Raw genomic sequence first — 20,761 nt, 5'->3', positions numbered from 1 at the left:
CTGAATACTGCGGGAATGGCCGGTCCGGTGCGGTGAGCTGGAGGGGACGGTCGCGTGAGCGAGACACCTGAGACGGCGAACGGCGTCATGTGGCAGAGCAGCCCGCCTGGCTCGATCTACGACTACATCAGAGTCGCGTCCTTCTCCATCGGCCCCGACGGGCTCGTCGACCACTGGAGCCTGCGGGCAGCCGAGATGTTCGGCCTCTCGGCCGGCGAGGTCCGCGGGATGGACCCGGTCGAGGCGCTGATCCCCTCGGAGTTGCGCCCGCGCGGGCACCGGAAGGTCGCGGAGGTGCTCGACGGCAAGGAGTGGACCGGGCTCGTCCCCTTCCGCATCCCCGGAGAGCGGTTCGCCCACGGCCTGGCCGAGGTGTACGTCATGCCGACCGAGTCCGAGCACGGCGAACGCGGGGCGCTCTGTGTCGCGTTCGACGTACGTGCACTACGCCGAATAGAGACCGACCTGGCCTCGTCGCAAGCCATTTTCGGCCAATCACCCTTCGGGTTTCTGCTGTTCGGTACGGACCTGACGGTCCAGCGGGCCAACCAGCGGTTCGCCACGGTCTTCGGCGGCACCGCCGCCGACCACCAGGGGCGGACCGTGCACGACTACCTGCCCCGGCAGGAGGCGGACCGGATGACCGACGCGCTCCGGAAGGTGCTGGCGACCGGGGAATCCGTCACAGACCTCCAGATCGTCGGCGCGGTGCCCGGCGGGAGCGAGCGCCGCCACTGGTCCATCAGCCTCTACCGGGTGCACAGCGGCTCCGGGCGCCCGGTCGGCGTCGCCGGACTCGGCATCGATGTGACGCGGCGCCACAACGCGGCGCGCGAGGCCGCCAGAGCCCGCCGCAACCTGGCGCTTCTGGACGAGGCCAGCGCCCGCATCGGCAACTCCCTGGACCTGGAGACCACCGCCCGCGACCTGCTCGACGTGGCCGTCCCCGGCTTCTGCGACCTGGCGTCCGTCGACCTGTACCAGGGGCTGCTCAGCGGTGACGAGCCCCCGCCGGGCCGGCCGGCCGGCCACACCGCCCAGCTCCGGCGGGTCGCCTTCGCCAGTGCCGTCTCGGACGCCCCGGCCGTGCCCGCGACGGCCGGGAGCGGTGGGGAGCGGCGGGTGTGGGGCGAGTGCTGCGCGGGGGAAGGCGGCGGGAAGCCCGCGCACGTGGGGGCCGTGCACCGGTACGCGTTCAACTCGGCCTGCGCCAAGGCCCTGCGGACCGGGCGGCTCACCCTGGTGCCCGGTGCGGACGGGGGGATCGTGCACTCCACGCTCGTCGTGCCGATGGTCGCCCACGACACCGTCATAGGACTCGTCCAGTTCTCCCGGGCCAAGGGCAGCGAGCCCTTCGGGGAGCGTGACCGGGCGCTCGCCGTCGAGCTGGCCGCCCGCGCGGCCGTCTGCATCGACAACGCCCGCCTCTACCGCCGCGAACACGAGCGCGCCCTGATACTGCAGCGCAGCCTCCTGCCGCCCGGCGACCCCGAGGCGGCCGGCCTGGACATCGCCTGCCGCTACCTGCCGGGCAACGCCGCCAACGAGGTCGGCGGCGACTGGTTCGACGTCATCGAACTGCCCGGACACCGCACGGCGCTCGTCGTCGGTGACGTCATGGGGCGCGGACTGCGCGCCGCCGTCGCGATGGGCGAACTCCGCACCGCCGTACGGACCCTCGCGCAGCTCGACCTGGAACCCGCCGAGGTGCTGTCCCACCTGGACGAGATCGCCCGCGGCCTCGGCGCGCCCTCCCCGCGGGCCCGCACCAAGGGGCCCGAGCTGTCCGAGGTGTATCTCGCGACCTGCGTCTACGCCGTGTACGACGCGGTCACCAGGCGCTGTACGTTCGCCAACGCGGGCCATCTGCCGCCCGTGCTGGTCGAGCCGGGCGAGGAGGCGCTGCTCCTCGACGTACCGCCGGGGATGCCGCTCGGGGTGGGCGGGGAGCCGTTCGAGGAGGTCGAGGTCGAGCTGCCCGAGGGGGCGCTGCTGGCCCTCTACACGGACGGGCTCGTCGAGTCCCGCGACCACCCGCTGGACGAGGGCCTGGAGGCGTTCCGGCGTGCGCTCGCGCGTTCCGGGCGGCCGCTGGAGGACGTCTGCGACCACGTGCTGGGCACCCTCGACACCCGGCACGGCCAGGACGACATCGCCCTGCTCATGGCCCGTATCCGGGGCATGCCCGCCGAGTCCGTCGGGGACTGGAGGCTGCCGCGCGAGCCCCGCTCGGTGGGGCGGGCCCGGGAACTGGCCCGGGACCGGCTGGCGGCCTGGGGGCTCGACCCGCTGGTGGACACGGTCGAACTGCTCGTCAGCGAACTCGTCACCAACGCCCTGCGGTACGGGGAGGGCGAGATCCGGCTGCGGCTGCTGCGGGACCGCACGCTGGTGTGCGAGGTGTGGGACGCGGGGTTCGTCCAGCCGCGGCGACGCCGCGCCCGCGCGGAGGACGAGGGCGGGCGGGGACTCCAGCTGGTCGGCATGCTCAGCGCCGGCTGGGGGTCCCGGCGGACTCCGCGGGGCAAGACCGTGTGGTTCGAACTGGCGCTGCCGGACGACGGGGGCGCGGTGCGGGAACCGACGGTGGACGAGCTGCTGGACATGTTCGGGGACTGAGGCTGCGAGCGCGGCGGGTGCCGGCCGGTGCGGCCCGTGCGGGGTGGGGCCGGAGCGCGGGCTGCCCGGCCGCAGGCCCGTTCCGCCGCGCCCTTCCCGGGTTCTCGTCCTCGCTTGAGCAGGGACACCCCGTCGCCCCGCGGAAACGACTCCCCACAGCGAGACCTGTGGTCGTGCGCCCGCAGCGGAGAAGCGCGCGGAGGGGCGCCCCCGGCTCCGGCGGTGCCGACACCCGCCCTGAGCCTGGGCCCGCAGGCGTCGCCGTGAGGAGGTGAGGCCCCGCAGCGACCTCGCCCTATCCGCCGGAGGGCGCGGCGCCCCCGACGAAGCGCCGGTCAGGGCGCCGCCCCGGCCCGCGCACGCGGTGCGCCCCGGTCGTTCAGCCCGCCGACTTGAGCGCGGCCAGGCGGGACTCGATCTCCGCCGGGTCGGCCAGGGTGTCGGTCCGTTCGAACTGGGTGTCCAGGGAGGACACCGCGATCTCCTGCTTGCCGAGGGCCTTCGCCTCCTCCCGGCGCACCTTGTCCGCGAACCGCCGCAGCTCGCCCGCCGGGTCCAGCAGGTCCACGCCGCGCAGCGCGTCCAGCATCCGGGTGCGGGCCGCCGCGTCACGGCGGGCGCGGGCCGCGGGCTCGTCGCGGTGCGCGTGCAGTTCGGCCAGCCGCTCCCGCACCCGGCCCAGGCCCGCCTCCAGCAGGGCCAGCGCGTCCCGCTGCGAGGCGATCAGCGGCTCGGCCGCCCAGGCGTCCCGCTCCGCCCGGAGCTGGTGGCCCAGCGCCACCTTCGCCAGGTGGTCGAACCGGTCGGCCAGCCCCGCCCGCTGGGCCGCGCGCAGCTCGTCGGCCTTCGCACTGGCCTCCCGCGCCCGCTCGCCCCACCCCCGGGCCGCTTCCACGTCCTCCTGGTGGTCCGCCTCCAGCAGGCGCAGGTCGACGGCCGCCGCCGCCACGGCGGCCTCCGCCGCCCGGACGGTGTCCGTGTACTCGCGGACGAGCTGCTCGTACAGCCGCTCGGGGTCCTCGGCCTGTTTGAGCAGCGCGGTGACCTCGGCCTTCGCCAGCCGGGAGACGCGGGCGAGGATGGAGTGCTGGGTCATGACACCTCTCCTGACGGGTTGCCGGGCCCCGCTGCCGTCCGCCCCCGGGTCGCCGGGCCCCCGAAGCGGGCCGGGCCGCCCCCGGGAAGGAGGATTCCGCCCAGGACGGCCAGGGCGGTCAGGTCCGGGCCGGTCGCCGTCGCGGGCGGCGGCCCGTGGAGCCGTACGTCCTGCTCGGCCAGGGCCTGCGCCGAGCGGGCCAGACCATCCGCCCCCTGCGCCAGCGGCAGCGCGTCCTCCCGGTGCTCCAGGGTCTCCGCCCCCACCGCCGTCTCGGCCTCCGCGAGCTGCCGCCGCGCCTCCGCCAGCCGGGTCCGGGCGGGGGAGCGCACCACGCCCCGGTGCGTCGCCACGTACTCCCCGGCCGCGCCCACCGCCGAGCGTGCCGACAGCAGCGCCAGCCCGAGGAAGGCCCGCGCCCGCCGCGCGACCTCGCCGGGGCCCCGCACCTCCGCGAGGGCCGCGTCCAGCGCCGCGTCCGCCTCGCACACCCGGCGCAGCGCGTCCACCGGGTCGTGCCGGTCCGCTTCGACCGACTGCCGTACGTCTCCGAGCACCGCCTCCAGCCGAGCCGTACGGCCCCGCAGATCGGCCCGGCTCATCCACTCCACCAGCTCGGTCTCCGCCACCCCGGCCAGCACCTTCTGCGCCGCCGCCAGGTCGGCCTCCGCCTCGGCCAGCGCCCCCGGCAGCCGCCCCGCCGACTCCGCCAGCTCCATGGCCCGCCGGTCCACCGCCTCCACCAGGCGCGCCGCCTGGTCCAGCGCTCCCTCGGCGGCACGCAGCTCCCGCACCGCGTCCGCGCCGGGCGCGAGTGCCCGCGCCAGCCGGTCCGCCGCGAAGTCCAGCCGGGCCCGGGCCTGTTCCGGTGCCGTCGCCACAGGGGCCGCCGCGGACTCGGCGTACCGCCGCCGTATCGCCACCAGAGCCGCCTCGGCCGTCCCGAGCCGGGCGTCCAGTTCCCCGTGCAGCCGCCGCGCGGCGCCCACGGCCTCGGGGGCGGCGCCCGGCAGCCCGCGCAGGGCGTCGGCGTCCGGGGCCGCGTCGTCCAGGGCCGCGTCCGCCTCGGCGCAGCGCGCCAGCACCTCCTCGAGCATCGTCCGCCGCGCCACCTCGTCCTCGAGCCGTGCGTCGTCCACCTCCTGGCGCAGGTGGAACGCCGCCGTCAGCTCGGCCTCCGCGTGCGCCAGCGCCTCCGCGCAGCGGCGCGCCGCGGTGTGTCCGGCCAGCGCCACCGCGAAGCCCAGCTCCTCGCGGCTGGTGCGTACCGCGTCGTCCGTCGCGACGAGCGCGTCGCGCGACCTGGCGTCCAGCTCCGCGACCTCCGGGACCGGGACTCCGCCGTGCGGGGTGGTGCGGGTGGTGGTGCGGCGGCGGCGTGTCAGGTACGTGTAGGCCGCGACGGCGACGACCGCGGCGAGCAGTACCAGCGGCAGCACGAGGTCCACGCCCGACGTTCCCACACCTGTGAGGCTAAGCCGGGGCGGGGGCCGCCGCGACCGGGCGAAGGTCCCCGCGGCTCCGCCGCCGGTCCCCCCGAGGGCCGGCCGTCACCCCCGCCGCCGGATCCGGTTCCCCAGCCACACCAGCGGGTCGTACTTCCGGTCCACCGCCCGCTCCTTCAGCGGGATCAGCGCGTTGTCGGTGATCCTGATCTCCTCGGGGCACACCTCGGTGCAGCACTTGGTGATGTTGCAGTAGCCCAGCCCGTGCTCCTCCTGCGCGGTGCGGCGGCGGTCCAGGCCCTTCTCGGACGCCGCGTCCAGGGGGTGCATGTCCAGTTCCGCGACGCGCATCAGGAAGCGCGGGCCCGCGAAGGCCGGTTTGTTGTCCTCGTGGTCCCGCACCACGTGGCAGGTGTCCTGGCACAGGAAGCACTCGATGCACTTGCGGAACTCCTGGGAGCGGGCGACATCCTGCTGGTGCATCCGGTAGTCGCCCGGCGCCAGCCCCGCGGGCGGCACGAAGGCCGGGACCTCCCGGGCCTTGGCGTAGTTGTACGACACGTCCGTGACCAGGTCCCGCAGCACCGGGAACGCCCGCAGCGGGGTGACCGTGACCGTCTCGTCCCGGGTGAACACCGACATGCGGGTCATGCACAGCAGCCGGGGCCGCCCGTTGATCTCCGCGCTGCACGAGCCGCACTTGCCGGCCTTGCAGTTCCACCGCACCGCAAGGTCCGGTGCCTGGGTGGCCTGGAGGCGGTGGATGATGTCGAGGACGACCTCGCCCTCGTGGACCTCCACCCGGAAGTCCTCCAGACCGCCGCCGTCCGCGTCCCCGCGCCACACCTTGAAGTGAGCCTCGTACGGTCCCTGTCCCTGTCCCTCGGGCGACGTCATGCGCTCAGCTCCTCCTCCGCGAGGTACTTGACCAGCTCCTCCTTCTCGAACAGGTCCAGGAGGTCGGGGCGGATCGGCTCGGCCGCCGTCCGTTCCAGGGCGATCCGGCCGCCGTCGGCGAAGTCCGCGTCCGCCAGGCGGCACAGCAGGTTCGCCCTGCGCCACTCCCGCGCCATCGAGGGGAAGTCCTCCCGGGTGTGCCCGCCCCGGCTCTCCGTGCGCTCCAGTGCCGCGCGCGCCACGCACTCGCTGACCAGCAGCATGTTCCGCAGGTCCAGCGCCAGGTGCCAGCCCGGGTTGAACTGCCGGTGGCCCTCGACCGCGGCCCGCGCAGCCCGCGCCCGCAGCCCGGCCAGCTTCTCCAGCGCCCGTTCCATCTCCTCCGCCCGGCGGATGATGCCGACCAGGTCGTTCATGGCCTGCTGGAGTTCCTGGTGGAGGGTGTACGGGTTCTCCGCCGGGCCCTCGCCGGCCGTGCCGTCCGCGCCGAAGGGGCGCAGCGCCTCCCGTGCCGCCTCCGCGACCAGGTCCTCGGCCACGCCGGGGCGCGCGGTCACCCCGGCCGCGTACTCCGCCGCGTGCAGGCCCGCCCGCCGCCCGAACACCAGCAGGTCCGACAGCGAGTTGCCGCCCAGCCGGTTCGAGCCGTGCATACCGCCCGCCACCTCACCGGCCGCGAACAGCCCGGGCACCCCGACCGCCGCGGCCGTGTCGGAGTCGACCGCGACGCCGCCCATCACGTAGTGGCAGGTCGGGCCCACCTCCATCGGCTCGGCCGTGATGTCGACATCCGCCAGCTCCCGGAACTGGTGGTACATCGACGGCAGCCTCCGCCTGATCTCCTCCGCCGGGAGCCGGGACGACACGTCCAGGAACACCCCGCCGTGCGGGGAGCCTCGCCCCGCCTTCACCTCCGCGTTGATGGCCCGCGCCACCTCGTCGCGCGGCAGCAGCTCCGGCGGGCGGCGGTTGTGGTCCGGGTCGTCGTACCAGCGGTCGCCCTCGTCCGCCGTCTCCGCGTACTTCTCCCTGAAGACGTCCGGGATGTAGTCGAACATGAAGCGCCTGCCCTCGGAGTTCCTGAGCACCCCGCCGTCGCCGCGCACGGACTCGGTGACGAGGATGCCCTTCACCGACGGCGGCCAGACCATGCCCGTCGGGTGGAACTGCACGAACTCCATGTTCAGCAGCGGCGCCCCGGCCAGCAGTGCCAGTGCGTGGCCGTCGCCCGTGTACTCCCAGGAATTGGAGGTCACCTTGAACGACTTGCCGATCCCGCCCGTCGCCAGGATCACCGCCGGGGCCTCCAGCACGAAGAAGCGCCCGGACTCGCGTTCGTAGCAGAAGACACCGGAGACCCGGCCGTCCGGGTCCTTGAGGATCCGTGTGACCGTGCACTCCTGGAAGATCTTCAGCCGGGCCTCGTAGTCGCCGTACTCCTCCTTGTCCTCCTGCTGGAGGGAGACCGTCTTCTGCTGGAGGGTGCGGATCAGCTCCAGGCCCGTCCGGTCGCCCACATGGGCGAGGCGTGGGTACTCGTGGCCGCCGAAGTTGCGCTGGGAGATGCGCCCGTCCTTCGTACGGTCGAAGAGGGCGCCCCAGGTCTCCAGCTCCCACACCCGGTCCGGCGCCTCGCGCGCGTGCAGCTCGGCCATCCGCCACTGGTTGAGGAACTTGCCGCCCCGCATGGTGTCGCGGAAGTGCACCTGCCAGTTGTCGCCCGGGTTGACGTTGGCCATGGACGCGGCGATGCCGCCCTCGGCCATCACCGTGTGCGCCTTGCCGAACAGAGACTTGCAGATCACAGCGGTACGGGCGCCGCGCTCCCGGGCCTCGACCGCCGCGCGCAGCCCGGCGCCCCCCGCACCGACGACCACGACGTCCCACTGCTGCCGTTCCGCTTGCGTCATCAAGAAGGCACCCTTTTCTAGAAGAAGCGCGGGTCGTCGAAGGCACCGGTCGCGAGCAGGTACACATACAGGTCCGCGACGGCGACGCTCAGCAGGGACGCCCAGGCCAGCTGCATGTGGCGGGCGTTCAGCCGCCCCACCCAGGTCCACGCGCGGTAGCGGACGGGGTGCTTCGAGAAGTGCCGGAGCCTGCCGCCGACGATGTGCCGGCAGGAGTGGCAGGACAGGGTGTACGCCCAGATCAGCACGATGTTGACCAGGAACACGACCGTGCCCAGACCCATGTGGCCCCAGGCGTAGGAGGCGTCCCGGAAGGCCAGCACCGTGTCGTACGTGAGGATTCCGGCGACCGGCAGGGCGGCGTAGAAGAAGTACCGGTGGATGTTCTGGAGGATCAGCGGGAAGCGGGTCTCGCCGCTGTACGCGCGATGCGGCTCGGCCACCGCGCAGGCCGGGGGAGACGCCCAGAAACCCCGGTAGTAGGCCTTGCGGTAGTAGTAGCAGGTCAGCCGGAAGCCGAGCGGGAAGACCAGGATCAGCAGGGCGGGGGAGAGGCTCCACCAGCTCCCGAAAAGCGCCCAGTTGGGGCCGTCCTGCATGGGGACGCAGTTCTCCGCGAGGCAGGGCGAGTAGAACGGGGAGACGTAGGGGGCGGCGTAGTAGTCGGCGTTCGCGAACGCCCGCCAGGTCGAGTAGACGACGAAGGCGAGCAGTCCAGCCGCGGTGGCGGCGGGTGCCAGCCACCACCTGTCGGTACGGAGGTGGCGGGCCGCGATGGCGGCCCGCCCCGGGCTGTGCACACCTGGCGGTTCAGTACCTGTGGCCAAGGGGCCCTCCGGGAGTGACGGTTTCTCCTGCTGCGGGCGTGCAGTGTGTGTCGCCGTGTCGCCGATTCGCCGTGCCGCCCGGGGCCGGTACCGCCGTCCCCGCCTCGGGGACACGTCCCTCCGCCAGAGGGGAACCCCCGGGGCGGAACGAGCGGGCGCGGCGGGGCGGCCTTCAGGCCCGCAGGGCTGCCGGACGGTCACCCCTGCCCGCCCCGGCGCGGAACCGCGGCGGGCCGGCGCTACGGCGCGTGCCGCCCCGGGTGGCCCAGGCCCTCGTCCTCCGCGCCGCGCCACTTGGACGCGTCATACGGCGTGTCCGGCACGGACACCATCGGCTCGGCCGCGGGCCGCTGCGCGGTCCCGGACGGCGGCGGCTGGGTCCCCTTCTCCCGCGCCAGATCCCGTTCGAGCTGTCCCACCGAGCGGACCAGCTCGTCGAGGCTGCGCTTGACTGCGGTCAAATCGTCCTGGAGCGACATTCGTTGCCCTCACTTCCGCGAATCGCGGGCGGCTGACACGCGCCTGGAAGTGTCGCGTGTCACGCCCCTCGTTGTGAAGTGCGCGTGCACGGATTCCACTGTTCCGCGTGCACCGCTTCCGGACACCTCGGGCGGAGACATTGGGCCGCACGGGTGGGCTTCGGGGCCCGTGTCGACGTGTCGCCGCCGCTTCGCCCTCCGTGTCGTCTTCAGTGTATGGGCAATAGGTGTGATCATCTCTAAATTCCCGAACCGGACGAAGAGGTACACGTCATGTCCCAGGTCGGCGCCCGCCCCACCAGGACCGCCGCGCTTCTCACGAGCGGGGTCCTCGCCGTCTCCGTGCTCGCCGGCTGCGGCTCCGGGGACGAGGAGAACCGCTCCGAGGCCGCCGCCCCCGTGGATATCGCGCCGACAGCGCGCGACCGCACCGCCGACGGCGGAACCCTCCGCTGGGCCGTCGACGCCCTGCCGAGCACGCTGAACGCCTTCCAGGCGGACGCCGACGCCGCCACGAGCCGGGTCACCGGAGCCGTGCTGCCCACGCTCTTCACCCTCGACGAGCGCGGCAGGCCCCGGCTCAACCCGGACTACCTGGAGTCCGCGGAGATCGTCGAGCGCGAGCCCCGGCAGGTCGTGCTCTACAAGCTCCACCAGCAGGCCGTGTGGAGCGACGGCCGGGAGATCGGCGCCCCCGACTTCGTCGCCCAGTGGCGCGCCCTGAACGGCAGGAACAGCGCGTACTGGACCGCCCGCAACGCCGGTTACGAGCGCATCGCGAAGATCGAGCGCGGCGCCGACGACCTCCAGGTCCGGGTCACCTTCAGCAAGCCCTACGGTGACTGGAAGGCGCTGTTCTCACCGCTCTACCCCAAAGAGGTGATGGGCTCGCCGGACGCCTTCAACGACAGGGCCCGCACCAAGCTCGCGCAGACCGCCGGGCCCTTCCAGATCAAGGCGACCGACAGCAAGGCCAAGTCCGTCACCCTGGTCCGCAACCCGCGGTGGTGGGGTGCCGCACCCAAGCTCCAGACCCTGGTCCTGCGCGCCGTCCCGCGCGAGAAGCGGGCCGCCGCCCTCGCCGGGGGCACGCTCGACATCGCGGAGATCGATCCCTCCGTGGCCGCCCGGATCGCCCGTGCCGCCAAGGACGCCGGGGGCGCGGGGCCGCTCGCCCACGGGCCGGGCGTCACGATCACCCCGGCCGACGCGATCCGGTCATGGGCGGTCGCCTACGGATCCGACGAGGACAAGGCCGCCGAGGAGCGGGAGGCCCGCGAGCAGAACCAGGCGGCCTTCGCCGCGTACGCCGCCGAGCAGGCCGCCCTGCGCGGCTACGTCGTCCGCAAGACCCTGGAGCCCGCCTACACCCAGCTGGCCCTGAACGGCGAGGCCGGGCCGCTGGCCGACGAGCGGGTGCGCCGCGCGGTGGCCCGGGCGCTGGACCGGCAGGAGCTGGCCGAGGCGGTGCTGGACCCGCTGGGGCTGCCCGCCGAGCCGGTCGGCTCGCACCTGGCGCTGGCCGGGCAGGCCGCGTACGCCGACAGCAGCGGCGCCCTGGGCGGACAGGACACGGAGGAGGCCCTCGCGCTGCTCGCGGACGCGGGCTGGACCACGGCGGGCGCGCGGGCGACGGCGACGCCCAAGGACGGGACGAAGGCGGGCGCGGAGGCGTCGAAGGCCCCGGCCTCCGGGTCGCCGTCCGGGCCGGGCGGGGCGGCCTCCGGCAGCCCGTCGCCGACGGCACGTGCGGCGGCGGAAACGGCCTCCGACAAGGCCGCCGACCGGGCCTCCGACGAGGGCCTGTACATCGTGGGCGACGACAAGAGCGGCGACGACGCCAGGAGCGGCGACGAGAAGAACACGCACATCCTGGCCCCCGCACCCGTGGCCGCCCTCCACAGCGCCCTCGTGCGCCAGGCCCGCGCGCTCACGGAGGCCCTGACCGGCGCGAAGGCGGAAGCCGCCGCGGGCGGGGCCGACGGCGAGGCCGACGCCAAGGACGGCTCCGGCCCCGGCCAGACGGCCAGGGCCGACGGAGTTCCCGGCGCCTACGCCCCCCGGGGCACCGCCGCCCCCGCCCCCGCCGATCCCGAGTCGGCGCGGGCCGCCGCCGGGCCGCTCGGCAAAGACGGTCAGCCGCTGAGCCTGCGCTTCGTGCTTCCCTCGGGCCCCGGCTCCGAGGCCCTGCGCACGGTCGGCGACCGGATCGTGCGGATGCTGGACCGGATCGGCATCCGCACCGAGATCGTGAAGGTCTCCGACGACAGCTTCTTCAAGGACCACATCGCCTCCGGCGACTACGACCTGGCGCTCTACTCCTGGCCCGGCACGGCCTACCCGGCCACCGACGGCCGTCCTATCTTCGCGAAGCCGTCGCCCGCGACGGACGGCTCCCTGCTCGTCGAGCAGAACTACACCCGGGTCGGCACCGACCACATCGACCAGCTCTTCGAGCAGGCGGCGGCGGAGCTGGACGAGAAGGCCGCGCGGGATCTCGTACGGCAGGCCGACGCGCGCATCTGGGCGGCGGCCGGGTCCATTCCGCTCTACCAGCGTCCGCAGTTGGTGGCGGTGAAGAGGACGGTGGTGAACGCGGGGGCGTTCGGGTTCAGGACGCCGCGGTACGAGAACGTGGGCTTCCGGGCGCCGGAGAAGAAGTAGCCTCCGAGACCGGGGCTTCGCCCCCCGGACCCTCCTGATCGTGCTTCCGGTGCGCCTCCTCGGGCTCCGGTGGGACCGGACCCGGTCCCACCGGAGCCCGAGGAGGCGCCGGGGAAGCGGCCCCGCTCCCGGGGAGCGGCGGTGCGGGGAAAGCCCCCTGCGGGGCGGCCCCGGGGGCCCGGGGAAAGCTCCCCGATCATGCCCGGGGCGCCGTTCGCGCGGCAGCCCCGTACCATGGGACACAGCCGTGGCGCATCTGCCCGGCGGGCGTACTGAGGAAAAAGAGACGCCGCACCCACGATCCGAGAGAAGCGCCAGCCACTCATGCCCACGCGCCACGACATCCGTAACGTCGCCATCGTCGCCCACGTCGACCACGGCAAGACGACCATCGTCGACGCCATGCTGAAGCAGGCGGGTGCCTTCGCCGCCCACCAGCTCGACTCGGTCGACGACCGCGTCATGGACTCGAACGACCTGGAGCGTGAGAAGGGCATCACGATCCTCGCCAAGAACACGGCGGTGAAGTATCACCCCAAGGACGGCGGGGCCCCGATCACGATCAACATCATCGACACCCCCGGCCACGCCGACTTCGGCGGCGAGGTCGAGCGCGGCCTGTCGATGGTCGACGGCGTCGTGCTGCTCGTGGACGCGTCCGAGGGTCCGCTGCCGCAGACCCGGTTCGTGCTCCGCAAGGCCCTCCAGCAGCGGATGCCGGTCATCCTCTGCATCAACAAGACGGACCGCCCGGACGCCCGGATCGACGAGGTCGTCAACGAGACGTACGACCTGTTCCTGGATCTGGACGCGGACGAGGACCAGATCGAGTTCCCGATCGTCTACGCCTGCGGCCGTGACGGCGTCGCCTCGCTGACCAAGCCGGAGGACGGCACGGTCCCGGCGGACTCCGAGAACCTGGAGCCGTTCTTCTCCACGATCCTGGAGCACATCCCGGCCCCGGTGTACGACGACGAGGCGCCGCTCCAGGCGCACGTGACCAACCTGGACGCGGACAACTTCCTCGGCCGTATCGCGCTGCTGCGTGTCCAGCAGGGCGAGCTGAAGAAGGGCCAGACCGTCGCGTGGATGAAGCGTGACGGATCCGTTCAGAACGTCCGCATCTCCGAGCTGATGATGACGGAGGCGCTGACCCGCAAGCCGGCCGAGAAGGCGGGCCCGGGCGACATCTGCGCCGTCGCCGGCATCCCGGACATCATGATCGGCGAGACCCTGGCGGACCCGGAGAACCCGGTCGCGCTGCCGCTGATCACGGTCGACGAGCCGGCCATCTCGATGACCATCGGCACGAACACCTCGCCGCTGGTCGGCCGCGGTGGCACCGGCAAGGGCGCCGACGCCAAGGCGGCCGTCAAGGACCGCAAGGTCACCGCCCGCCAGGTGAAGGACCGCCTGGACCGCGAGCTGATCGGTAACGTCTCGCTGCGCGTCCTCGACACCGAGCGCCCGGACGCCTGGGAGGTGCAGGGCCGTGGCGAGCTGGCCCTGGCGATCCTCGTCGAGACGATGCGCCGCGAGGGCTTCGAGCTGACCATCGGCAAGCCGCAGGTGGTCACCAGGGAGGTCGACGGCAAGGTCCACGAGCCCGTCGAGCGCATGACGATCGACGTGCCCGAGGAGCACATGGGCGCCGTGACGCAGCTCATGGGCGTCCGCAAGGGCCGCATGGACAACATGTCGAACCACGGCTCCGGCTGGGTCCGCATGGAGTTCGTGGTGCCGTCCCGCGGCCTCATCGGCTTCCGTACGGAGTTCCTGACGCAGACCCGCGGCACGGGTATCGCGCACTCCATCCACGAGGGCCACGAGCCCTGGTTCGGCACCCTGACGACCCGTAACAACGGCTCGCTGGTGGCCGACCGCTCCGGCGCCGTCACCGCGTTCGCGATGACGAACCTCCAGGAGCGCGGCGTGCTGTTCGTGGAGCCGGGCACCGAGGTGTACGAGGGCATGATCGTCGGTGAGAACTCCCGCTCCGACGACATGGACGTCAACATCACCAAGGAGAAGAAGCTCACCAACATGCGCTCCTCCACGGCCGATGTGGCGGAGTCCATCGTTCCGCCGCGCAAGCTGTCCCTGGAGCAGTCCCTGGAGTTCTGCCGCGACGACGAGTGCGTCGAGGTGACCCCGGAGGCCGTGCGTATCCGCAAGGTGAACCTGGACGCCCGCGAGCGTGCCCGCGCCGCGTCCCGCGCCAAGCACGGCTGACGGTTCCCGTCCCGGCCCGAGGGCCCGGCCCTGTGTCGCATCCGACACAGGGCCGGGCCCTTCGTCAATCCGTTTGCCCCTCCGCCTCCCCGGCGCTGTCCGGATATCGATCTCCGCGCACCGGAACATGGGTTAACAGTCCGTTTCGCGGGTGTCTGTCTGTGATCGTTTTGTCCGGATTTCGGTCACCCGGGGTGGAGTGATGTTGTCAAAACGAGACCCTTTAAGTGTGGTTTACGGACCCGTCGTACTTAATAGTTGGCTCCACTGAGCTCGGGTCAATGGGTCACGCGCTGTGGGGAGCGCGCCGACTCACGAGCACACACAGGGGCAGGTGCGCGAACGCCGTCAGGGGTGTCGGTCGCTCGCGCATGCCTCTCATTCAGTGACAAGTGACTCATGAGGAGGAACCCATGCGGGGTGCGAAGAGCGCCAAGTGGGTGGCAGGCGCGATCGCCGTTGCCATGGCCGCCACTGCTTGCGGTGGAAGCAAGAGTGACGACAGCAAGAACGACAGCAGCGGCAAGCCGGCCGGTTATGTCTCGATCGATGTCGGTGAGCCGCAGAAGCCGCTGATCCCGGCCGACACGAACGAGTCCAACGGTTCGTACGTCATCCAGTCGCTCTTCACCCAGCTGCTCGACTTCGACGGCAACGGCGAGATCGTTCTCACGAACGCCGAGTCCGTCGAGACCGAGGACTCCAAGGTGTGGACCGTCAAGCTCAAGGAGGGCTGGAAGTTCCACAACGGCGAGGCCGTCACCTCGCAGTCGTACATCGACGCGTGGAACTGGTACGCCAACGCCAAGAACAAGCAGCAGAACTCCTTCTGGTTCTCGGACATCGAGGGCTACGACGACGTCCACCCGGAGAAGGGTGACCCGAAGGCCGACAAGATGTCGGGCCTGAAGGCGATCGACGACACCACCTTCACCATCACGCTGAAGACGAAGGTCCCGTACTTCAACTACAAGCTGGGCTACGCGACCTGGGCCCCGCTCCCGAAGGTCTTCTTCGACGACCCGAAGGCGTTCGGCCAGAAGCCGGTCGGCAACGGTCCCTACCAGTTCGAGAAGTGGGACCACAAGAAGCTCATCCAGGTCAAGGCCTTCGACGACTACAAGGGCCCGAACAAGGCTGCCAACAAGGGCATCCAGTTCAAGAACTACGCCACGGTCGAGGCCGCCTACCGCGACGTCGTCTCCGGCAACCTGGACATCATCCGCCAGGTCGGCCCGACGGACCTGCCGAAGTACAAGCAGGACCTGGGCGACGGCGCCATCGAGCAGCCGTACTCGGCCATCCAGACGCTGGTCCCGGCGTTCTACAGCAAGACGTTCAAGGACATCGACCCCAAGGTCCTCCAGGGTCTGTCCATGGCGATCGACCGTGACACGATCACCAAGACCGTCCTGAACAACACCCGCACCCCGGCGAACAGCTGGACCCCGCCGCAGGTCAAGGGCAACCAGGACCTGGGCACCGACGTCTTCACGTACAACCCGGAGAAGGCGAAGAAGCTTGTCAAGGAGGGCGGCGGCGTCCCCGACAACAAGCTGTTCATCCAGTACAACAGCGACGGCGGCCACAAGGAGTGGGTGACCGCGGTCTGCGAGTCCATCCGCAACGCCACCGGTGTGGACTGCGTCGGCGACCCGAAGCCGGACTTCCCGACCGACCTCGAGGCCCGCGACAACGACCAGGTGAAGTCGATGTACCGCGGCGGCTGGGTGGCCGACTACCCGGTCAACGTCAACTTCCTCAAGGAGCTGTACCACTCCAAGGCCGAGTCCAACAACGGTCGTTTCTCCGACAAGGAGATCGACGAGATGATGGCCAAGGGCGACGACGCCACCTCCATGGAAGAGGCCGTGAAGGCCTACCAGGAGGTCGAGAAGAAGCTGCTCGAGAAGATGCCGTCGATCCCGCTGTGGTACTACCGCATCAACGGTGGCCACGGTAAGGGCGTCGACAACGTCGTCGTCGACTTCCACGGCGACATCGAGCTGCCGCAGGTCACCGTCAAGTAAGCCTGCGGGCCCACCCCACTCGGCCGTCAACCGCCGCCGTCGGTGATCCGACGGCGGCGGTGGTCCGAGGGCTGCCACCCACCGACACCCCGGCAGCCCTCCGGACCGCGTCAACCCCTCACGGAGGCACCACATGGGGCGCTACGTCGCACGACGACTGCTCCAGATGATCCCGGTGTTCATCGGATCGACATTCCTGATCTTCAGCATGATGTACGCGCTCCCAGGCGACCCCGTCAGAGCGCTCGCCGGTGAGCAGAGCCGGGACCCGGCGATCATCGAGGCCCTGCGCCACGACCTGGGGCTGGACCAGCCGCTGCTGGTCCAGTACTGGAACTATCTGACCAACCTGATCCAGGGTGACTTCGGTACGGAGATCGCCAGTAAGCGCCCCATCGCGGAGATCATCGCTGACGCGTTCCCGGTCACGATCCGGCTCACGCTGTTCGCCTTCGCGTTCACGGTCCTGGTCGGCATCGGCCTGGGCGTGATCGCGGGTCTGCGCCCCAACTCCGTGCGGGACAAGGGTCTGCTGACGCTGACCCTCGTGCTGATCTCCATGCCCTCCTTCGTGCTGGGCTACCTGATGCAGTACATCTTCGCGTTCCAGTTCCAGCTCGTGACGCCGACGGTCACGGACTCCGAGAACTTCGGGGACCTCTTCCTGCCAGCCATCGTGCTCGGTTCACTCTCACTGGCGTACGTGGCCCGGCTGACCCGTACGTCGATGGCCGAGAACCTGCGTGCCGACTACATGCGCACCGCGGTCGCCAAGGGCCTGCCGCGCCGCCGGATCGTCGGCATCCACCTGATGCGCAACTCTCTGGTTCCCGTCGTCACCTTCCTCGGCACCGACATCGGCAACCTGATGACCGGCGCCATCGTCACCGAGGGCATCTTCAACGTGAAGGGTGTCGGTCTCGCCATCTACGAGGCGCTCTTCCGCCGTGAGGGCGCCACCGTCGTCGGCATCGCATCGCTGATCGTCCTCGTCTACCTGCTCGCCAGCCTGCTCGTCGACCTGCTGTACGCGGTCCTGGACCCGAGGATCCGGTATGCCTGACAAGACCGCTGAGACCACGGCCGAGAAGGCCACGACGGTCACGGCGACCGACGCCGCGACCGTCTCCGAGACGGGTCCCGCCCCGGGCAAGCCGCGCAGCCTCTGGTCCGACGCCTGGCACGACCTGCGCCGCCAGCCGATGTTCCTGATATCGGCCGGGCTCATCGTGCTGCTGCTGGTGATCTCGTTCTTCCCGTGGCTGTTCACCAGCGCCTCGCCGCGGGACGCCGACCTGGCGAACCACTACCTCCAGCACCCGAACTGGACGCACTTCTTCCAGCCGGACTGGCTCGGCTACGACGGCCAGGGCCGCTCCATCTACGCCCGTGTGCTGTACGGCGCCCGCGCCTCGATCCTCGTCGGCGTCGGCGTGACCATCCTGGTCACGCTCCTCGGCACGTTCGTCGGCATGCTCGCCGGCTACTTCGGCGGCTGGGTGGACGCCCTGCTGTCCCGGGTCACCGACATCTTCTTCGGCGTTCCCTTCCTGCTCGGCGCCATGGTCATCCTCACCGCCTTCGAGACCCGTGAGGTCTATGTGGTGATCCTGGCTCTGGCGTTCCTCGGCTGGACGTCCATCGCGAGGGTCTCCCGGGGCTCGGTCATCACCATCAAGCAGGCCGACTACGTCGTCGCCGCCAAGGCGCTGGGCGCCTCCACCTGGCGGATCCTGATGCGGCACATCCTGCCCAACGCGCTGGCCCCGATCATCGTCGTCGCGACCATCGCGCTCGGCGGCTACATCGCGGCCGAGGCGACGCTGTCCTTCCTGGGTGTCGGTCTGGCCGAGCCGACCGTCTCCTGGGGCGTGGATGTCTCCAGCGGCCGTGAGCAGCTGCGCAACGCGCCCTATGTGCTGATCATTCCGTCCGTGATGGTCTCGATCACCGTGCTCTCGTTCCTGATGTTCGGCGATGCGGTCCGCAACGCCCTCGACCCCAAGCTGCGCTGAGGGAGGCGTACGTGACCACCATCTCCAAAACCGCGGACGTCCCCGCGCCTCGCGGCGCCGAGGACGACGGCAGCCCGCTGCTCGACGTCCGGAACCTGCACGTGGAGTTCCACACCCGGGACGGCGTGGCCAAGGCCGTCAACGGCGTGAACTACTCGGTCCGTTCCGGCGAGACGCTGGCCGTGCTCGGCGAGTCCGGCTCCGGCAAGTCTGTGACGGCGCAGGCCGTCATGGGCATCCTCGACATGCCGCCGGGCCGTATCCCGCAGGGCGAGATCCTCTTCCACGGCAAGGACATGCTCAAGATGTCCGCCGAGGAGCGCCGCAAGATCCGCGGCAGCAAGATCGCGATGATCTTCCAGGACGCCCTGTCCTCGCTGAACCCGGTGCTCTCCGTCGGCTACCAGCTCGGTGAGATGTTCCGGGTGCACCAGGGTCTGTCCAAGAAGGACGCCAAGGCCAAGGCCATCGAGCTGATGGACCGGGTGAAGATCCCGGCCGCCGCGGCCCGGGTCAACGACTACCCGCACCAGTTCTCCGGCGGTATGCGCCAGCGCATCATGATCGCCATGGCGCTGGCGCTGGAGCCGGACCTGATCATCGCGGACGAGCCCACCACAGCGCTCGACGTGACGGTCCAGGCCCAGGTCATGGACCTGCTCGCGGAGCTGCAGCGCGAGTACAACATGGGGCTGATCCTCATCACCCACGACCTCGGCGTCGTCGCGGACGTCGCGGACAAGATCGCGGTGATGTACGCGGGCCGCATCGTGGAGGAGGCGCCGGTGCACGAGCTGTACAAGCGCCCGGCCCACCCGTACACCCGGGGTCTGCTGGACTCGATTCCCCGTCTGGACCAGAAGGGCCAGGAGCTCTACGCCATCAAGGGCCTGCCGCCCAACCTGACGCGCATCCCCTCGGGTTGTGCGTTCAGCCCGCGCTGTCCCAAGGCGCAGGACGTCTGCCGTGAGGACGTCCCGGCGCTGCACCAGGTGACCGAGCAGGACGGCACCGAGCTCACCGGCCGCGGCAGCGCGTGCCACTTCTGGAAGGAGACGATCCATGGCTGAGCTGGCCAAGAAGGACGAGGCCGTGGACGCGAAGCCGGCCGCGGACCGGGGTGAGCCGATCCTCCAGGTCCGCAACCTCGTCAAGCACTTCCCGCTGACCCAGGGGATCCTCTTCAAGAAGCAGGTCGGCGCGGTCAAGGCCGTCGACGGCATCTCCTTCGACCTCTACCGGGGCGAGACCCTCGGCATCGTCGGCGAGTCGGGCTGTGGCAAGTCCACGGTCGCCAAGCTGCTGATGATGCTGGAGACCGCGACGTCCGGTGAGATCTTCTACAAGGGCCAGGACATCACCAAGCTGTCCGGCCGCGCGCTGAAGGCCGTGCGCCGCAACATCCAGATGGTGTTCCAGGACCCGTACACGTCCCTGAACCCCCGGATGACGGTCGGTGACATCATCGGGGAGACCTTCGAGATCCACCCCGAGGTGGCCCCGAAGGGCGACCGGCGCCGCAAGGTCCAGGAGCTGCTGGACGTCGTGGGCCTCAACCCCGAGTACATCAACCGGTACCCGCACCAGTTCTCCGGCGGCCAGCGCCAGCGCATCGGCATCGCGCGCGGGCTGGCGCTGAACCCGGAGATCATCATCTGCGACGAGCCGGTCTCGGCGCTGGACGTGTCCGTCCAGGCCCAGGTCGTCAACCTGATGGAGAAGCTGCAGAACGAGTTCGACCTGTCGTACGTGTTCATCGCGCACGACCTGTCGATCGTCCGGCACATCTCCGACCGGGTCGGCGTCATGTACCTCGGCAAGATGGCCGAGATCGGCACGGACGCGGAGATCTACGACCACCCGACGCACCCCTACACCCAGGCGCTGCTGTCGGCGGTCCCGGTCCCGGACCCGGACCTGCGCGAGGGCCGCGAGCGGATCATCCTGACCGGTGACGTCCCGTCACCGGCCGACCCGCCGTCGGGCTGCCGCTTCCGCACCCGCTGCTGGAAGGCGCAGGACAAGTGCGCCCAGGAGGTGCCGCTGCTGGCGGTCCCCGAGCGCTTCCAGAACACGGACACGCCGGCGGCCCACGAGTCGGCGTGCCACTTCGCCGAGGAGAAGGACGTCATCCACGCGGCGTAACCTCCGAGCACGGCAGGCGCCCGCAACCTGATGAGGTTGCGGGCGCCTTTCGTGAACCTGGTATCCCCACGCCGAGACGGCCTTCAGGTTCCTCGGCGTGCTGCGGTCAGCGGGCCAGGGCGTAGAACTTGGTGCCGGTCACGGTGACGGTCGTGCAGTAGTAACCCGGGCCGGCGAGGTTGGCATCACTGTTGCACTTCTTCGCACCCTGAGTGGTGTACGAGTACCACCTGAGGATTGTCTCCGCCGAGGCCGGTCCTGCAGAAAAGGCCACGGCTGCGGCGGTCGCTGTGACGATGGTGCCCACCTTCACGGACCAGTGCCTCACGGCATGCTTCGCGATCATTTCTCCCCCTTCGAAACTGAGATGCGGGCGTGAGCCTTGCACGGATGCGACCTGCA

At 71.1% G+C, this 20,761-nt stretch carries 15 protein-coding genes; 8 read left to right on the top strand and 7 right to left on the bottom strand.

Going from position 1 to position 20,761, the window contains the following annotated elements:
* The first annotated feature begins 87 nt into the window (after positions 1–87).
* A complete protein-coding gene (locus I3F58_RS11245; protein WP_240108209.1) occupies positions 88–2,619 on the top strand; it encodes a SpoIIE family protein phosphatase in 2,532 nt (843 codons plus the stop codon).
* 379 nt (positions 2,620–2,998) lie between these two features.
* Here I3F58_RS11245 and I3F58_RS11240 read toward each other — a convergent pair whose 3' ends face one another.
* The 6 genes from I3F58_RS11240 to I3F58_RS11215 all read right to left on the bottom strand — a co-directional run bounded on the left by I3F58_RS11240 (position 2,999) and on the right by I3F58_RS11215 (position 9,255).
* Entirely contained in the window at positions 2,999–3,715 is a 717-nt protein-coding gene (locus I3F58_RS11240; RefSeq protein ID WP_240108180.1) for a PspA/IM30 family protein, read from the bottom strand.
* A complete protein-coding gene (locus tag I3F58_RS11235; protein ID WP_240108179.1) occupies positions 3,712–5,178 on the bottom strand; it encodes a hypothetical protein in 1,467 nt (488 codons plus the stop codon). Before I3F58_RS11235 ends, I3F58_RS11240 begins: the two co-directional genes overlap by 4 nt.
* An 87-nt stretch (positions 5,179–5,265) precedes the next feature.
* Positions 5,266–6,057: a succinate dehydrogenase/fumarate reductase iron-sulfur subunit gene (locus I3F58_RS11230; protein ID WP_240108178.1), complete on the bottom strand. Its 792-nt coding sequence runs from the start codon at positions 6,055–6,057 to the stop codon at positions 5,266–5,268.
* Positions 6,054–7,967 (bottom strand): fumarate reductase/succinate dehydrogenase flavoprotein subunit, encoded by a 1,914-nt coding sequence (locus I3F58_RS11225; protein WP_240108177.1) that lies wholly within the window; start codon positions 7,965–7,967, stop codon positions 6,054–6,056. The genes I3F58_RS11230 and I3F58_RS11225 overlap by 4 nt, the downstream gene beginning before the upstream one ends.
* Before the next feature lie 17 nt (positions 7,968–7,984).
* Positions 7,985–8,794: a hypothetical protein gene (locus tag I3F58_RS11220; protein ID WP_240108176.1), complete on the bottom strand. Its 810-nt coding sequence runs from the start codon at positions 8,792–8,794 to the stop codon at positions 7,985–7,987.
* A gap of 239 nt (positions 8,795–9,033) precedes the next feature.
* Positions 9,034–9,255 carry a hypothetical protein gene (locus I3F58_RS11215; protein ID WP_374207950.1) on the bottom strand — a complete coding sequence of 74 codons (222 nt, stop codon included), beginning with the start codon at positions 9,253–9,255 and terminating at the stop codon, positions 9,034–9,036.
* A 291-nt stretch (positions 9,256–9,546) separates the two neighbouring features.
* Between I3F58_RS11215 and I3F58_RS11210 the strand changes: the two genes are divergently transcribed.
* From I3F58_RS11210 to I3F58_RS11180, 7 genes are all read left to right on the top strand, one after another.
* Complete coding sequence (locus I3F58_RS11210) at positions 9,547–11,937, top strand: ABC transporter substrate-binding protein (protein WP_240108174.1); 2,391 nt, start codon at positions 9,547–9,549, stop codon at positions 11,935–11,937.
* Positions 11,938–12,261: 324 nt separating this feature from the next.
* Positions 12,262–14,169, top strand: a complete 1,908-nt coding sequence (gene typA / locus I3F58_RS11205) for a translational GTPase TypA (RefSeq protein WP_240108173.1) — start codon at positions 12,262–12,264, stop codon at positions 14,167–14,169.
* Positions 14,170–14,582: 413 nt separating this feature from the next.
* The gene (locus I3F58_RS11200) at positions 14,583–16,199 is read left to right on the top strand and encodes an ABC transporter substrate-binding protein (RefSeq protein ID WP_240108172.1); all 1,617 of its coding nucleotides are present in this window, start codon (positions 14,583–14,585) and stop codon (positions 16,197–16,199) included.
* Between the two features lie 133 nt (positions 16,200–16,332).
* Positions 16,333–17,262: an ABC transporter permease gene (locus tag I3F58_RS11195; RefSeq protein ID WP_240108171.1), complete on the top strand. Its 930-nt coding sequence runs from the start codon at positions 16,333–16,335 to the stop codon at positions 17,260–17,262.
* Complete coding sequence (locus tag I3F58_RS11190; RefSeq protein WP_240108170.1) at positions 17,255–18,214, top strand: ABC transporter permease; 960 nt, start codon at positions 17,255–17,257, stop codon at positions 18,212–18,214. The genes I3F58_RS11195 and I3F58_RS11190 overlap by 8 nt, the downstream gene beginning before the upstream one ends.
* A gap of 11 nt (positions 18,215–18,225) precedes the next feature.
* Positions 18,226–19,284: an ABC transporter ATP-binding protein gene (locus tag I3F58_RS11185; protein WP_240108169.1), complete on the top strand. Its 1,059-nt coding sequence runs from the start codon at positions 18,226–18,228 to the stop codon at positions 19,282–19,284.
* Positions 19,277–20,359: a dipeptide ABC transporter ATP-binding protein gene (locus tag I3F58_RS11180; protein ID WP_240108168.1), complete on the top strand. Its 1,083-nt coding sequence runs from the start codon at positions 19,277–19,279 to the stop codon at positions 20,357–20,359. The genes I3F58_RS11185 and I3F58_RS11180 overlap by 8 nt, the downstream gene beginning before the upstream one ends.
* Before the next feature lie 106 nt (positions 20,360–20,465).
* Here I3F58_RS11180 and I3F58_RS11175 read toward each other — a convergent pair whose 3' ends face one another.
* Positions 20,466–20,705 (bottom strand): hypothetical protein, encoded by a 240-nt coding sequence (locus I3F58_RS11175; RefSeq protein WP_240108167.1) that lies wholly within the window; start codon positions 20,703–20,705, stop codon positions 20,466–20,468.
* Positions 20,706–20,761: the final 56 nt, after the last annotated feature.

The sequence above is a fragment of the Streptomyces sp. MUM 203J genome (assembly GCF_022414595.1).
Lineage (GTDB): Bacteria > Actinomycetota > Actinomycetes > Streptomycetales > Streptomycetaceae > Streptomyces.
This window is presented reverse-complemented; position numbering and strand designations above follow the sequence as displayed.